Here is a 14585-nt window from a genome sequence, read left to right on the forward strand (position 1 = left end):
AGGTTAAAAATGAAAATCCTCCCACTTGCATTAGCTATTTCAACAGCCTCTCTTTCTACGATTTATTCACCTGTTGTGCTTGGCAATACGCAAAGTGTCAATCAGCTTGTTCAATTTGATATTAATGCATCCTCGCTACGCCAAGGTTTAGCTGAATTTACACGCGTTACTGGCATTCAATTATTTGTAAACGATGCGCTATTAAACGAACAACAAAATGCACCGCTTAAAGGCCAATTTACAGCGGCTCAAGGCCTTACATATTTGCTCAACCAATCAAATTTATACGCTGAGTGGAAATCACCGCAAGGTGTGGTGCTAAAAGCAAAAGCACCGCAAAATCAACGTTCGCAAACGACGAGCAAACCATCAACAACTGCGTCATTAGATAACATTGAAGTAGTGCAAGTAAATGGCTCTCGTATGCAACAAGGGCTGACCAGTGTTGCACGTCAAACCAGCTATTTTTCAGCAGCCGATATTTCCAATGCAATGGCCGCGAATGCAAACTTAGCTCAGGTAATTGGCAAACTAGTGCCCGGTGTATCGCCTGCCAGTCAAACCATGACGAATTTTGGTTTAACATTACGTGGGCGCAATTTACTGGTGCTGATTGATGGCGTGCCAATGAGCACTAACCGTAATGTGTCGCGCGACCTATTTAATCTTGATCCATCACTGATCTATTCAATTGAGATTGTACGTGGTGGTAACGCCATTTACGGTTCAGGCGCAAGCGGCGGTGTGATGTACATCACCACTAAAACGGCTAAGCAATCAAGCACCCAAACACGTGCAGAATTAAGCACTAGCTTAACTGAAATTTCAAGCGATGCCGCCACCTATAAACTTGGTCAAAGTATTGCTGATCAACGTGATAAGCTGTCGTTTGCAGTGGACTTTGATATCGCATCGACCGGTGGCTATTTTGATGCAAATGGTGACAGAATTGCACCAGAGCCAAGCCAAGGTGATCTGTTTGACAGCACTCAATTTAGCCTTCACGGCAAGGTCGGTTATCAGTTTGATAAAAATGCAGAGCTGTTTGCCAGTGTAATGTGGTTTGATTCAAGCCAAGACACTGAGTTCGCGTCAGATCCAAGTGTTAACTCGCTGCCATTACATAGCGTAAGTGCAAAACCGCGCAAAGGCCTGGTATTAGCTGAACAAAATAGTGCCGACAACTTAATGTTTAACCTTCATTATGTTGACAACGATTTATGGTCGCAGCAGTTTTCTGGCCAGCTTTATTATCGCGACTACGAAACCCGCTTTTATCCGTTTGACGGTCGCCCATTCGCCTCTTGGAATCATTTAGGGCAAGTTTACCTTAATGCGCAAGTGCTTGGTTTTAGAAGCGCATTTAGCCTGCCAATTAGCAATCACACCGTTATTTATGGCCTAGATGGTAATTTTGAGTCAACTAAAATGCCGATCACAGCATACGACCCAGAAGTATTTGATAACAGTAACGGCTTAGAGTTCGTCAAACTCGAAGATAAAACCTTTATGCCAGAAACCGATACCAATAACATTGCCGCATTTGCGCAATACAAGTACCACACAGATTGGGGTCTTGATGTAGATGCCGGTGCACGTTTTGAACATATTCGTGTTTCGTTCGATGATTTTACAACCCTTGGCCAAGGTAACTCTGTTGATGGTGGCAGCAAAAGCTACGACGGCACTATGCTAAACGCTAGCGTAAACTATAGCCTAACCGACAATGTAAAAACCTATATCGCATTTGACCAAGGGTACGAATTACCTGATATTGGTCTGCTACTTCGCTACGCATCAAGTGATTTTGACATCGCAAGCAGTGAACTTGAACCCGTAACCTCAGATAACTTTGAAATTGGTTTAAACTATCAATCGGATAACGTTACCGTTAATGGTGCGCTCTTTAATTCAACGTCAGACCGTGGACGCGTTAAAAGTAGTGGCTTTGGTTTAGATTTGCGCCGCGATAAAGAACGAATTTCAGGTATCGAGCTGGACGTAAACTATTACCTAACGGATGCCCTAAGCATGATGGCGTTAGTGAGTAAAATAAACGGTGATGAAAAACCTGAAGGCGCCGACAAGTGGCGCGAAATGAATGGTTTTAGAATCGCACCGTTAAAAGCAACATTCGCAACCCAATATCAGTTCGATAACATCAATCTGCAAGCGCAACTAAACTATGTAGACGGTCACGATTATCGTTTAAATGGCAACACCGGTTTTGGCCGCCACCAAACAGATTCGTATACCACACTCGACTTATTCGCCAGCATTGAACTAGACCAAAGCGTTGTAAATATTGGTATAGAAAACGCCACTAACCGCGAGTATTACCCGCTTTATAGTCAATTATTACGCTCTAACGCTAATACCAGCCATATTCCTGCGAAAGGTGCGATGGTGAAACTCACTTATCGCTATAACTGGTAAATTAACACGTCAATTTATTAAGCGTTAAGGGCATACGCCCTTAACGTTTTAGCGCGCTACATTGGTGTAATTTGCTCTGTCTACTTCTCGCTCAATATTAATGCGCGATGGGATAAAAGTGTTGTAACCCGGCTGCCCGCCAAACCACAATTGCGCATCACGCTCTTCACGTTCAACAATGTAAAACACTCTATCGCCGTTAATAAGGGTACTTGCGATGGGGTACCAATAACGTTTGGCAAAAGGTAGACGGTTAATTTCAATATTCTGTGCCCCCACCTGATAACTCACCGCATCACTTAGCACAAAATTGATGCTGCTTAATCCGTTTTGGTCTGGTCCCTGCCATGCAACACCATCGATATTTTGCACTGTGTGACTGGTAAACAACCAGCCCCATAAGCGTTCAGGAATAAGCAAACCATTACTATCAAACGAACCCGGGATCCACGAATTAATTTCACCATTCCAGTAATGATCGCTACTTGTTGGCTGCAAATAAGCACTATCGAGTACAAAGCTAGTTTGCCCTTTTACCCAAATATCATAGGTAGCAAACTCCCCTTCTGGCGTACTAAACTGAGAAAATACACCGTATTCTAATCCAAGTTGATCAATGATTTCGCTCGTTTGCACAGCGCCATTTGGATATTGGATCACTAACTGACCTGCATTATTTACCTGCCAGTTTGCGCTAATATTAGATATTTTGCCGTTTGCTACGCCATTTGAATCAAACATAATTACATCAGCATACGAGGTGGTAGGATAAATATAATCATCATAAGCGCGTTTACCTTCCGAGTAATTATATTGCCCGCCCCACTGACCAAGCACACATGCAACGCCATTGCTACAGTCTGCTTGAAACGCAATCGGCTCAATATCAAGCGCAGAACGGAAAGTTTGCTGACCACTGCTAATTTCAATTTTATTATTTTGCAGCGTTAAGGTATCGCCATTCGTTAATTGAATCGGTGGCGTTCGCTTTTCAACGCGCGTTTCAACATTAATTACATCAACTAACGCACCATCAACAACACGAGTGTAATTTTGCGACAGCGTTGATTGATAGAACACAATTTGGTCATCTACGCCACCGCCCGCATAAAATGCATCAATTTCAGCCTGATCGTCAGTAAGCGATTCAATATTGTAAGTTAGTAATTCTTGCTCGATAGGGGTGGTATAGGTTGTTTCGATTCGGCCATTGGCAACATGCCACGAATAGCCCGCGTTAATTGCTTGCCCATTCCATGAGGTAAAACTGAGCTTGCTTCCAGTACCTGTCGCGTTAAATTTAAGTGCTGAGCCACTGCGTGATAAATATCCAGGTTCGGCGGTATCAATGGCGTAATAAAAACTTGGAATATCACTTTCATCGAATCCTGCCACTAAGTCACTGTCGGCTAAAATCGCGTTTTGCGCTGCGATTAGGTCAACCTCGGGTGTGTTCTCAATAAAACTCTCAACCGCACTTTGCGATGAAACAAATTCAATTATACTGGTGTAACCATCGGGCAATTGATAATTCGCATCATCAACAATCAATTTAATTACCGCGGCTAATTCAATTAACTGTGATGCATCGACTGCGGTTTCAGCTTGCTGTAATTCAGTAATATTAGTCGGTTCTTGAAAGCCATTTGCCGCAAGAGTTAATACGTAACTCGCAGTTGTTACGTTCGTAACATTATGAGAGTCATCTTCTAGTACTTTTTCAAACGACCCTAACAAATTAACGAAGTTAATTTCATCGCCAGTTTGCGCATCAAAGGCCGACGATTCTATTTTCACAAGTGTTTCGAGTGTAGTGGTTAAAATCGTCAGCGAATACACGCCGTTTTCATCGGCTGTAGTCGTAAAGCTATTACCATTTACGGTAACACTAACGCTGGCATATGGAATGGGTTCATCAGTCACTAAACCCGATAATGTCGCACTGTAACCGCCGCAACTACAAACATCGGTCACATCTGCGCTATCAATTAAAGTGGTATTGTTATTTGCAACAGCAGCAATTTTACACGGTACGTAAATCAGATCTTCAATTTGCACTTTCGCATTAAAGCGTTTGTTTTTCACGGTTTCTGAATGAAAAACAACCTCTAGGTTGTCGGCATCTCGTAAGGTTAACGACGTATTTTTACCAAAGCCTTTTAGTTCACCTTTAACCTTGAGCCAAGTTTGCTTGTTGTTAACCGACACACTGTCGATTTCAACCGACTGTGAGCCCGCCCAACTCGCTGGTGAGATTGCGGCGGCGCTCAGTAACGCCGCCATAACTAACTGTTTAATCATTGCTTTTCCTAAATCTGAGTTGTTGTCCTCAGAGTTAGATTAGACGTTGGTAGGCAGTTGAGATTTGTCGCAACTGAACACGCGCTTTTAAATCACTTACTGTTGCGAGAAAGGTGACACCAACTTAAACAAGTTAGTGAGTAATTAACGCAAAAGCAATAAAAACGCTCTCATCCAAAACTGAGGTTATTTAGTTTATTAAGTACCACTTAAAAACAAATGCATCCCTACTGCTCAATGCTTCATCCAGCCTAACAACTGTTTGTTAATTGATCAAATTATCGCAATAGTTTCACATTTTTAAAACTCAAATCAAAGCAAAAAATGTGCTTTTCATATTACTCTCAAACAAACGTTAAACATTAAAAATTTTACGTTTACCATAAAACTTTATTTGACAAACATAAATTACATGATTAATTTATAAGCATGAGTATACGAATCAACCTAGATATAGAACTGGCAAAAAATAAAATGTCATTGAAACAATTATCGCAAGATATCGGCATTTCAATGACCAATTTATCGCTGCTTAAAAATGGCAAAGTGAAAGCCATTCGGTTCTCAACTTTAGAGGCAATTTGTTCGGTGCTTAATTGTCAGCCGGGCGATATTTTGCAATATGAACACGTTCATTCAGACACTGATCTGGATACATAACAAAAGGACGTATTATGACTTCTCGCGATAATTTTATATCCGCTGGGGCGGCTGCTTTGCTAGCAGTGTTATTTCCATTTTACTGGATCACGTTTTTGGGCCAAACCTTTGATGGCTTTGAGGCCGCTCTTAAACAAGATCTACTCACATTCAATTGGCGTGATTTACTGTTTGTATTGATTGGCGCATTAGAAGTGTGTGTTTATTTGAGCTTAAGCAATCACCTGAAATCTCACTTTAATGCCCGCTCCGCTCGTATTTTGCTGTGTGCTATGGCCGCAGTCGTCGCCATATTTCACTCAACTGTGCTATTTGATATTTATTTAGCCTTAACCAACCAAGATACGCTTTCAGAAAGTACAGGCATCGTAGCGATGGTTGTAGCGTTTGGTTCTTTGGGGCTGTACACATTATTCGCGGCTGTATTTTCAATTGTATGTTTAATTAACAAACATTTGCCGCCACTGTTGAAAGTGTTCTCGGTGTTAATGTTATTAATGAGCATTCTACAAATGACCCTTGTTTTGTCTTTCACCAACGTATTCCTATTCCCTGCTGCACTACTGGTACTGTCTATTTACTTTGTTAAAGACAAAGAAGAACTGGAAGTAATTTAAGCCGTACAAGGTAATGAAACAAAACAAGGATATGTTATGCGTTTAGTTAAAGTACTTATAAGCTTTATTGTACTCACTTTGAGTTGGAGTTGCGTTTGCCTTTATGGCGCATTAAATGGTTGGTGGTTAACACCGCTTGCCAAACAAGGTGATTCGGCCGCATTTATTGCCAGGGTTCAACAGCGCTTTTTAAACGAGGCAAAAGGAAATTTTGCCATGGTTATCATTGAAGATGGGCGGGTTGTGTCAAAGCAATTCACACCATCAATAAATTCGGTAAATGGCGATACCCTCTTCCCTGTGGCGTCAATGAGCAAGTTATTTACCGCATATGGTGTGTATCAATTGGCACAACAAGGCGACATTGATTTAGATGCACCTATTTCTAATTACCTAACAGCAGCATGGCAATTACCCGCATCCAGTTTCAATCATAATAAAATCACCTTGCGCAGTTTACTGTCCCATACCTCGGGGTTAACCGATGGCTTAGGCTTTGCCGACATTAGTAAAAGCCAGCCAATGCCTAGTTTAATTGAGTCATTAAACCACCCAAAAGGCGCACGCGGTGACGTTAAACTTGAAATCGGATTCGAACCAGCAACTCAGTGGCAATATTCGGGCGGCGGTTACCTAATTACAGAACATATCATCGAGAATGTGACTAAGATGTCATTTGAAGATTTTATGGCAAAAACCGTTTTCAGCCCGCTATCGATGTATCGCGCCAACTATGCATTTATCGAAACGCACAGTAATGTGGCCCACCCTTATGATTCGGCTGGCAACAAAGCGCCTTTTTATCAATATGTAAGCCCTGCCGCAACAGGGTTACTGGCTAGCACTAATGATCTTACTCAGTTTGTATTGGCCTTACAGCAAACGGATAAACACACTAAAAATGCCATCAACACATTAAGTAAACCTCTCGGTCATAAACTAGGAGCGCCAATTTGGGGCATGGGTGCAATGCTATATGCCCCGCTACCGGATGGTAAATTTATTCTCGGTCATGATGGCGCAAATGAGCCTGCAATTAACAGCGCACTTCGCCTCAATCCAACTAATCACGATGCAATCATTGTGTTAACCTCTGGCGGAGAAAACCTTGCAACCGCTATCGCATCTGAATGGACCTTTTGGCAAGCAGGTATACCCGACTTTTTAACCTTCGAACGCGCGATTCGCAGTGCCTTTTTACCCATAGGTTTAGGCGTAGTCGTAATTTTGCTCGCTCTTGCTCTCGTTTACCGAAAATGGGTTATCTCAACCTAAAGTGACGAGTAGAATACGTGACAGCATAGAGCATGGCTGGCACGTAAAACGTATTAAAACGATTACTTGGTAGCGTCACTGACCAGCACTTTACTGGCTAAGCCCACCAGTAGCACGCCGGAAATACCATCTAAAACACGGGTAAAACGCGCTGAATTTGCTCTTTTAAACAGCCAACTGCCCAATACCGCGTAAAGTAAATTACATGCCGTTGCTAATAGACTGAAAACACACCCTAATAACAGCAGCTGAAGCGCAACATCAGCAGACGATGTGTCGATAAATTGCGGTAAGAACGAGAGAAAAAATAGCGCTACTTTAGGATTTAAAACACTTACAATTATTCCTTGCAAAAATACATTGTCTGAAGCGCGTGATTTATCGTTTAGCACGACCTGACTTTCACCACGCCACATCGCGTAAACTGACTTAATACCGAGATAACATAAATACGCTGCTCCTAACACCTTAACTAGGGTAAATGCCAGTGCAGAGCTTAAAATTATCGCCGACAAACCAAGGCATGCGGCTAAGGTATGTGCAAAATAACCAACGCCCAGTCCCATTGACGCTTTTAATCCCGTTGTCATTTTACCTTTCATTGTGTTTGATACGATGTAAATCACATCGGGTCCGGGAATTAAATTTATTGCCAGGCAAGCAATAACGAATATAAGTAATGCGTTTAAATCCATATATTTTCCTATTCGTGTTTCTTAAGCGGTGTTATGTCAGGTTAATCTATGCTCGAGGGCTTAAATTAACACTCTTTTTCTTCAAGCTTAACGTAAAACTATCTTTTAAATTTAGTATGTTATTGCGCATTTTTATTTAGGACTATGTTAAGTCCTTCATTCTCTTTCGGGGGCTCAAAATATTGTGTCACATGATGAAACATTGCTTCTGTATCAAAGTGCGACCGCTCAGGTTCTGAGATACGGCGCTTGGCGATTTGTGCAAGGCACGTTGCATTACTCACATCTAGATAGATAACTTTATGTTGGCCATTAATTTCATCACTCAATGAACGTAACCAAGCGCGTTGCTTTACGGTATTTGCAGGAAAATCCATTACCACATGACTACCCGTTGCTAAAATACGCTGCACATGCGTTTTCACAAACGGTTTTATCAGATTTGCATAATGAATATAGTCATCAAACGACTTAATTTGCTCAGGGAAGTGCGCACTTAACCATTCATCTTCAGAAATCAACACTCCGTGCGTTTGCTTCGCTATAAGCTTTGCTTGAGTTGACTTGCCCGCTCCCATCTTGCCGCAAAAAAAGGTTAAATTACCAAGATTATTCATAAAACGTCCTGTAAAAAGCGTACGATTAAAGCGTTAACTTTGCGCGTTCAATTGCTGCTGCAATGGCCATTTTAGCCTGCGGGCTATTCTTCCAACAGCTCGTTCTTAACATTGAGGCGACCATTTGAGCAATATCATCAACACTGTATTGGGTTAATTCAGCAAATGAGTGAATGCCTATTTCTTCAAAGCGCTTTATTACGGTTGGCCCAACCCCTTTAACGGCAAGCAACGCTGCCTTTTCTTGGCTTGAAAATGCCATTACAACTCCTTGTAAACATCAAAAAAAATTATAAAAAAATATCAGCTCTAGAAGGTTATTAACCCGAGTTCAGTTCGTTTATCACCGTTGGCGGCAGATAAATCGTAAATTCGTTGATAGGTTCGATTAAAACACTGTACGGCGACTGTTGCTCTTGGATATTTACCAAGTTTAAATCCGATAACAGCTTAAAGTTTGCAGATTTAAGCTGACCGGGTTTTACACGCAATTCGTCATGCCATACCCGATACGTGCCAAGCTTTTTATCACGACGATAATAAAAACCCGCGAGCGGATGAGTTAAATAAACCAGCGCTGATTCTGTATCGGGAAAGCCGGGGAAATTTAAACTATCGCTATCAGATTGGCTTAACTCAACCGATGCCGCAGCCCATTGGGAACGTGTTTCCATACGATATTGCTGGTACAAACCTGTCGACTCATCAAAAATACAATCAAACCGAATATTGCCCGCATGCCATGGCAAATTCCACAGATAACGCGGTACCGCTAAGGTCCATGAATCAAGCATAGTGCCTAAAAACCACACACAACGCTCGCCCGTTTTACTATCGATAATATAGATACGGTAATTAGTTTGTCCCATAGTGAATTTGGGAAACGGAAACACTGCTGAGGTAAAGTCAACATCAATAAAAGGCACTACTGAGATGAGTGCCATCTGCTCGCCTTTTAATTCAATGGTGTCGAGTAAAAAGCGCTTTGGAAACAAGCCTGCAAATCGCTCTGCCGGCACCGCATACGTTATGATGGCAAAATGCTTTAAGCCGCATAACACATCAATGCCTGTGGGTTTAGGTCGAGCGGTCAGATAATCCTTAAATTTACGTGAACTTTGCACGCTACCTCCTTGAAATTCTTACCTCGATTTATAACACGTTAATTACACCTGTGTCACTGCAATGTAGAAGCGGCTAAGAGTTTGACATAAAAGGCCTATATTTACGGTTCAAGTTTATAATCGCGAATACCTAGGGTCTGCCCACCTTTGCTGTTCTATTTTTGTTCTCTTTGAGCGTGCTTTTATCGCGGCGCTCGATGTGTGGCCTAGCAATCTAACTGCTGCAAAAACGAACTTGAAAGGTCAACAGACCCTAAAAACTAATTTCAGATTGGGTTTTGCTTAAGCCTTTTGGCATTTATGCAACACTATATCAAAACACACTTGCACCTTTTATCGCCACACGATACCATGCCGTCACTTTAAATCTAAATGATAACTATTATGAAATGGGATTTATTATTGTTTCCAGTCTTTGCATTAAGTGCTCTGCTCAACACGCTCAATGCGTCTGAATCCGATGACAAGAGAACAATAGAAGTTATTGAAATTACAGCAGATCGCCCTAACAGTTATAGTGCTAAGTACGTGCAAGCAGGCACCTTTTTTAACGCTAATGTACTTGATACCGCATTAACAACGAACATAATCACAAAAGAGTTATTGGACGCACAACTCGCCAGCTCTTTAGCAGACACCATTAGAAACACTGCAGGCGTCAGCGCCGCGCAAATCAACACCACCATATACAGTAACCTTAACATCCGTGGTATTCGCCTTGATCCCACCACCAATTATCGTCTTAATGGCATATTACCCATTGCCAACTACGTGCAAACGCCAATGGAGAACAAATACCGCGTTGAAGTACTTAAAGGAGCGGCTGGCTTGTATTACGGTTTCGGCTCTCCCGCCGGAATTGTAAATTTAGTAACTGAACGTGCATATCAAGACCAAATTGCAGGGTCGTTGTTTGCAAATCAACACGGTACCTATGGCGCATCACTCGATATTAGTAAGATGTTTGACGATGCCGGTGTGCGCGTAAACTTAGTTGCGGCAGACGAAGAAATCGGCATTGAAAGAACATCAGGCGAGCACCAATTCGCATCAGTTGGTTATCATTTTGATATTAATGACAAACTACGTTTTGAATTTGATGGTGAGTATATTGCCCGCGACATTACCGAGCCGACCCAATATTATTTACTTGCAAATCAAGATGGTTCTCTCTCGCTCCCTCCTTTACTCGATACAGATATCAATCACGGTGCTGAATGGTTTAAAGCAGAAACAACGGCGCATAACCTACTCGGAAAATTAAGCTACGCAATCACACCGAATTTACACATTAATATGTCACTTGGGCGTGCTTATGCAGACACAACGCGTCGTTATTCTGCTTTTTTTGGTTATGATATTGAAACAGGTAGTGATGGGTTAGTCAGTTTATCTACATTTCCTAATACTGAGTACGAAAACAACATCGCCGATGTAAAACTTACCAGCAGCTTTACGTTATTGGGCACTTATAATCAATGGGTTATGGGTGCAAGCCGTCGTGAAAATGAGTCGATTATTGCTGATCGTGTGCGCCAAGGTAAGTGGGCGCAAAATTTGTATCATCCTATCAATATAGCAAAGCTGCCAACACCGCCCAGAAGTATCAAGAACACCATTGAAAAAACCGATATCGGTTACTTTTTAAATCTGAAAACGCACTTTAATGAGCAATGGCAAACCACCTTAGGTTATCGCTATGCCGATTATAAAAATACCAGCGACTTTGCTCATTACGATGACACCGAAGACACACTTTCAGGCAGTGTGATATACAAACCTCAGCCAAACTTTGCGTTTTATACAAGTTACATTGAGGGGCTTGAAGAAGGCGGTATCGCCCAAGGAATTGCGAAAAATGCAGGGGAAGTATTGCCCGCAGCATTAAGTGAACAATGGGAATACGGTGTCAAATTTGAAACATCAGACCAACTACTGCTAACGCTCGCTTATTTTGATATTGACCGCGCATCTGCATTTATTCACCCCGAAACTGAGTTTTTTGTGCAAGATGGCCGCGCAAACTATGCTGGCGTTGAATTAAGTGCCTCAGGCGGCATAACTGAGGGCTGGTCAGTTTACTCCACCGCAAGTTATATTGATGCAGAGCAGCAAAAGTCTTCCAGCGCGCAACTAAACGGCAACGCAATTGAAAACACACCAAAGACAACAGCATCAATATTTACCACATATCAATTAAATAGTGTGCAGGGTTTAAGTCTATCATTAGGTGCCTATTACACGGGTAGCCGCTATGTTGATGCGCTTAATTCAGCAAGTGCCAACGCATACACACTATTTGATGCTGGGATAAACTACCAATTGAATCTTCGCAATCATGATGTTGCGATTAGTCTTTACGTTCAAAATATTGCAGACAAAGCTTATTGGGCGGCAACGGGGTCTAGACTACTGGCACAAGGTCACCCTAGAACAATCAAATTTGAGCTAGAAACAGCGTTTTAGTAACCAAAAATAAGCAAAATAGTGTGGCCATTTTGCTTATTTTATACCAATTCTGTTAAGTATGTGATCACAGATAGCGCTGGATAAATGAAATGGTAACAATGCGGAATTTTTCTTATGTAGTTGTTCTACATTGATAAATTCTAACGCAGTTAGCATGATATTTAGCCCGCTAGGATGATCAGCTATTTAAGTGAATTGGTATTATTGCAGCTGTTAGCTAAAATGCACTCCGGTGATGTCATATTCGCCAATGTATCGCTCACCGTACATATCAGCAAAGAAAAACTCCATCTCGACTTTGTGCCTGCCTTGATGGTTGAGTAGCTCGATTACATAAAAGGTTTTTTTGGGGCCTGAATAGGTTTTAAGATCGCTCGATTGCACTATTTTGAAATCGCTCGGATTACCTATCTTATCAAAATATTCATAAAGCACATTTAAGCCTCGCGAATAAATGTCTATTTCTCGTTGGCTTGCATTGGGATTGTGTTGCGCCATTAAAAATGCAGTATTTTGGTTATTAATCGCATCAATAAATTGGCTAATTAACTGCTGATGCTCAACAGGCGGTACAACTTTAACCTTTGTTGCTAACGCTTTTAACTTATCCGACGGCGGCATAATGCGATTTTGATACACCGTAAAATCACGTGAGTAAGCAACAAAATTCAAATAGCTTTCTAGGCTTTTTTGGTATTGGTTGTGAAATTGTTTAAAATCTTCCCCTAGGTTATTTTCCAAATCTAAGTAAAAATCATAACCGGCTTGCCCAGTTAAATGAAGAATATCTCTATGATCAATGAGTAAGCCAAATAACAACGCATTAAAATCAATCACATTGTCTTGTTGGTTAAATAAAACCAGATCACTGGACCAAGTTTTATTACCTTTTTTTATTTCAAGCACATAATCTTTAAAGGGGGCTTGGCTGCCAAATTCTAGGTGTATTTGGTTAGATTGAAACGGAATAGACTCAGATTTGAAAAATTTTTCGCGTAAATGTAACTGAAAACCTTCGCTTGCTTTAGCAAACTCAGCTGACTTTTGCACAAGGGTCGTCTGTGACGAATGCACCTTAGTAACAAACATAATAAGTAGGGTAACAATTAGTAGCTTAATTTTCATTATCACTCCTTGATAACTTGCATGTGCGCTTTGATAGTATAAAAATCAATCGGAAAAATAAAGCCTTAACCGTTAAATTTGCATCTATCATTTGCGTCTGCTGACCTCAAAGCGTTTTGTTCTTTGTTGTTACTTTTTGACTTGAACAAAATTTAAACCACAAAGGTCAATACGCTTTAATTCGTCATTAATTGTCTGTTACACAGTTACTTTGTTTAGAAACGAAATGACAGCGTGATTGAAGACATCTGGCTGTTCCCATTGCAATGCATGTCCAGCTTCTGCCACCACTAAGGTTTCACAACCCGGTAATTGCCTTGCTGCAGCGCGCATCAGAGCAGGCGGTTGATACAGATCTGCACCGCCTGTTAGAAAGAATATAGGTAAATTAAGATCCCGTAACTTTTGCCATGTGACGGTATTCTTATCTTTCTGACGATTTCTAAGACCGGGCTCTTTCGCCTGTTTTTCCATCGCTATCCACGCTTTTACGCCCTCAGGATGAGCAAAGCGATACGAGGGACCCAGCTCTTTAAATTCAGGCGGCAAATCGGCAAACCCTTTCGACAAGATAAAATCTGAACGGGTATCAAGATCCTTATCCCACATACCAAACAAACTGCATGCTATGGTGATACTTAACAACCTGTCTGCAAATGAAACGGCAAAATCAGTAACGGTAAAACCACCAGCTGCTAAGCCAACAATATGAAATTTACCAATGTTTAAATGGTTAATCAGCGCAAGTAAATCATCGGCATCGGTACTAGGCTGCTCGGCCGATTTAATTGGCGAGCCTTGATGGCCACGCCTTGAATATGCGATGGTTCTAAACCCAGCTTGCGCAAATGCATCTTGTTGATACGGCCATGAATAAGCACTGCCCCGCCCTGGATGCACCAAAACAACTACGGGTCCGTTGCCACCGGTATCCCAATAGTAAATTCCTTGTTCATTTGACACCTGAAATACACCTTCTTTCGCGGGTGCATGCTTAGGTACAGGTAAAAAAGGCGCTTCGTCAAAACTGTTCGATACTAGGCCGCTACTTTCTTTTGCATTTACTTTTGAGGTTAACGCAAAAGATGCGCCAAGCGTGCCAAACGCAGCGCTTTTTATAAACTGGCGTCGTGACGTTCCTTGCTGAATATGGTCTGTCATTATTATGTTTTCCCTTTTTATTATTGTGTACTATTTAAACGCCACCCAATTTCAATAAACAAGCCAAATACGATAAAACAAAACGTAAACGAGATGGAATCGTTA

General features: G+C 41.5%; 12 protein-coding genes. 5 read left to right on the forward strand and 7 right to left on the reverse strand.

Annotated elements, in window-relative coordinates; all coding sequences use genetic code 11:
• Window positions 1–9 precede the first annotated feature (9 nt).
• A complete protein-coding gene (locus tag PSPO_RS19780) occupies window positions 10–2436 on the forward strand; it encodes a TonB-dependent receptor (protein WP_010558797.1) in 2427 nt (808 codons plus the stop codon).
• Window positions 2437–2484: 48 nt separating this feature from the next.
• Here the strand turns inward: PSPO_RS19780 and PSPO_RS19785 are convergent, their stop codons facing one another.
• Window positions 2485–4737, reverse strand: a complete 2253-nt coding sequence (locus PSPO_RS19785; RefSeq protein ID WP_010558796.1) for a carboxypeptidase-like regulatory domain-containing protein — start codon at window positions 4735–4737, stop codon at window positions 2485–2487.
• A gap of 429 nt (window positions 4738–5166) precedes the next feature.
• On the opposite strand from PSPO_RS19785, the gene PSPO_RS19790 reads away from it, so the two are divergent.
• Genes PSPO_RS19790 through PSPO_RS19800 form a run of 3 tightly spaced genes read left to right on the forward strand, consistent with a single transcriptional unit; the run spans window position 5167 to window position 7289 of the window.
• Window positions 5167–5397, forward strand: a complete 231-nt coding sequence (locus PSPO_RS19790; RefSeq protein WP_010558795.1) for a helix-turn-helix domain-containing protein — start codon at window positions 5167–5169, stop codon at window positions 5395–5397.
• A 14-nt stretch (window positions 5398–5411) separates the two neighbouring features.
• Window positions 5412–6014, forward strand: a complete 603-nt coding sequence (locus PSPO_RS19795) for a hypothetical protein (protein ID WP_010558794.1) — start codon at window positions 5412–5414, stop codon at window positions 6012–6014.
• Window positions 6015–6050: 36 nt separating this feature from the next.
• Complete coding sequence (locus tag PSPO_RS19800; RefSeq protein WP_010558793.1) at window positions 6051–7289, forward strand: serine hydrolase domain-containing protein; 1239 nt, start codon at window positions 6051–6053, stop codon at window positions 7287–7289.
• Between the two features lie 62 nt (window positions 7290–7351).
• Here the strand turns inward: PSPO_RS19800 and PSPO_RS19805 are convergent, their stop codons facing one another.
• The 4 genes from PSPO_RS19805 to PSPO_RS19820 all read right to left on the reverse strand — a co-directional run bounded on the left by PSPO_RS19805 (window position 7352) and on the right by PSPO_RS19820 (window position 9725).
• Entirely contained in the window at window positions 7352–7984 is a 633-nt protein-coding gene (locus tag PSPO_RS19805) for a LysE family translocator (RefSeq protein ID WP_010558792.1), read from the reverse strand.
• A 119-nt stretch (window positions 7985–8103) separates the two neighbouring features.
• On the reverse strand, window positions 8104–8601 hold the full coding sequence (locus PSPO_RS19810; protein WP_010558791.1) for a P-loop nucleotide/nucleoside kinase family protein: 498 nt from the start codon (window positions 8599–8601) through the stop codon (window positions 8104–8106).
• 25 nt (window positions 8602–8626) lie between these two features.
• Window positions 8627–8863 (reverse strand): helix-hairpin-helix domain-containing protein, encoded by a 237-nt coding sequence (locus PSPO_RS19815; RefSeq protein WP_010558790.1) that lies wholly within the window; start codon window positions 8861–8863, stop codon window positions 8627–8629.
• A gap of 58 nt (window positions 8864–8921) precedes the next feature.
• A complete protein-coding gene (locus PSPO_RS19820) occupies window positions 8922–9725 on the reverse strand; it encodes a DUF2071 domain-containing protein (RefSeq protein WP_010558789.1) in 804 nt (267 codons plus the stop codon).
• Window positions 9726–10109: 384 nt separating this feature from the next.
• Here PSPO_RS19820 and PSPO_RS19825 point away from each other — a divergent pair, with 384 nt between their 5' ends.
• The gene (locus tag PSPO_RS19825; protein WP_010558788.1) at window positions 10110–12191 is read left to right on the forward strand and encodes a TonB-dependent siderophore receptor; all 2082 of its coding nucleotides are present in this window, start codon (window positions 10110–10112) and stop codon (window positions 12189–12191) included.
• A gap of 216 nt (window positions 12192–12407) precedes the next feature.
• Here the strand turns inward: PSPO_RS19825 and PSPO_RS19830 are convergent, their stop codons facing one another.
• Window positions 12408–13319 carry a hypothetical protein gene (locus tag PSPO_RS19830; protein WP_010558787.1) on the reverse strand — a complete coding sequence of 304 codons (912 nt, stop codon included), beginning with the start codon at window positions 13317–13319 and terminating at the stop codon, window positions 12408–12410.
• Window positions 13320–13517: 198 nt separating this feature from the next.
• The gene (locus PSPO_RS19835; protein WP_010558786.1) at window positions 13518–14480 is read right to left on the reverse strand and encodes an alpha/beta fold hydrolase; all 963 of its coding nucleotides are present in this window, start codon (window positions 14478–14480) and stop codon (window positions 13518–13520) included.
• Window positions 14481–14585: the final 105 nt, after the last annotated feature.

It is taken from the genome of Pseudoalteromonas spongiae UST010723-006 (assembly GCF_000238255.3).
In the GTDB taxonomy this organism is placed as follows: domain Bacteria; phylum Pseudomonadota; class Gammaproteobacteria; order Enterobacterales; family Alteromonadaceae; genus Pseudoalteromonas; species Pseudoalteromonas spongiae.

Bases quoted from the DNA above. Each gene is read 5' to 3' on its own strand.
- PSPO_RS19800 (WP_010558793.1), top strand. From the start codon at position 6,051: ATGCGTTTAGTTAAAGTACTTATAAGCTTTATTGTACTCACTTTGAGT.
- PSPO_RS19810 (WP_010558791.1), bottom strand. From the start codon at position 8,601: ATGAATAATCTTGGTAATTTAACCTTTTTTTGCGGCAAGATGGGAGCG.
- PSPO_RS19780 (WP_010558797.1), top strand. From the start codon at position 10: ATGAAAATCCTCCCACTTGCATTAGCTATTTCAACAGCCTCTCTTTCT.
- PSPO_RS19830 (WP_010558787.1), bottom strand. From the start codon at position 13,319: ATGAAAATTAAGCTACTAATTGTTACCCTACTTATTATGTTTGTTACT.
- PSPO_RS19815 (WP_010558790.1), bottom strand. From the start codon at position 8,863: ATGGCATTTTCAAGCCAAGAAAAGGCAGCGTTGCTTGCCGTTAAAGGG.
- PSPO_RS19805 (WP_010558792.1), bottom strand. From the start codon at position 7,984: ATGGATTTAAACGCATTACTTATATTCGTTATTGCTTGCCTGGCAATA.
- PSPO_RS19825 (WP_010558788.1), top strand. From the start codon at position 10,110: ATGAAATGGGATTTATTATTGTTTCCAGTCTTTGCATTAAGTGCTCTG.
- PSPO_RS19790 (WP_010558795.1), top strand. From the start codon at position 5,167: ATGAGTATACGAATCAACCTAGATATAGAACTGGCAAAAAATAAAATG.
- PSPO_RS19785 (WP_010558796.1), bottom strand. From the start codon at position 4,737: ATGATTAAACAGTTAGTTATGGCGGCGTTACTGAGCGCCGCCGCAATC.
- PSPO_RS19835 (WP_010558786.1), bottom strand. From the start codon at position 14,480: ATGACAGACCATATTCAGCAAGGAACGTCACGACGCCAGTTTATAAAA.
- PSPO_RS19795 (WP_010558794.1), top strand. From the start codon at position 5,412: ATGACTTCTCGCGATAATTTTATATCCGCTGGGGCGGCTGCTTTGCTA.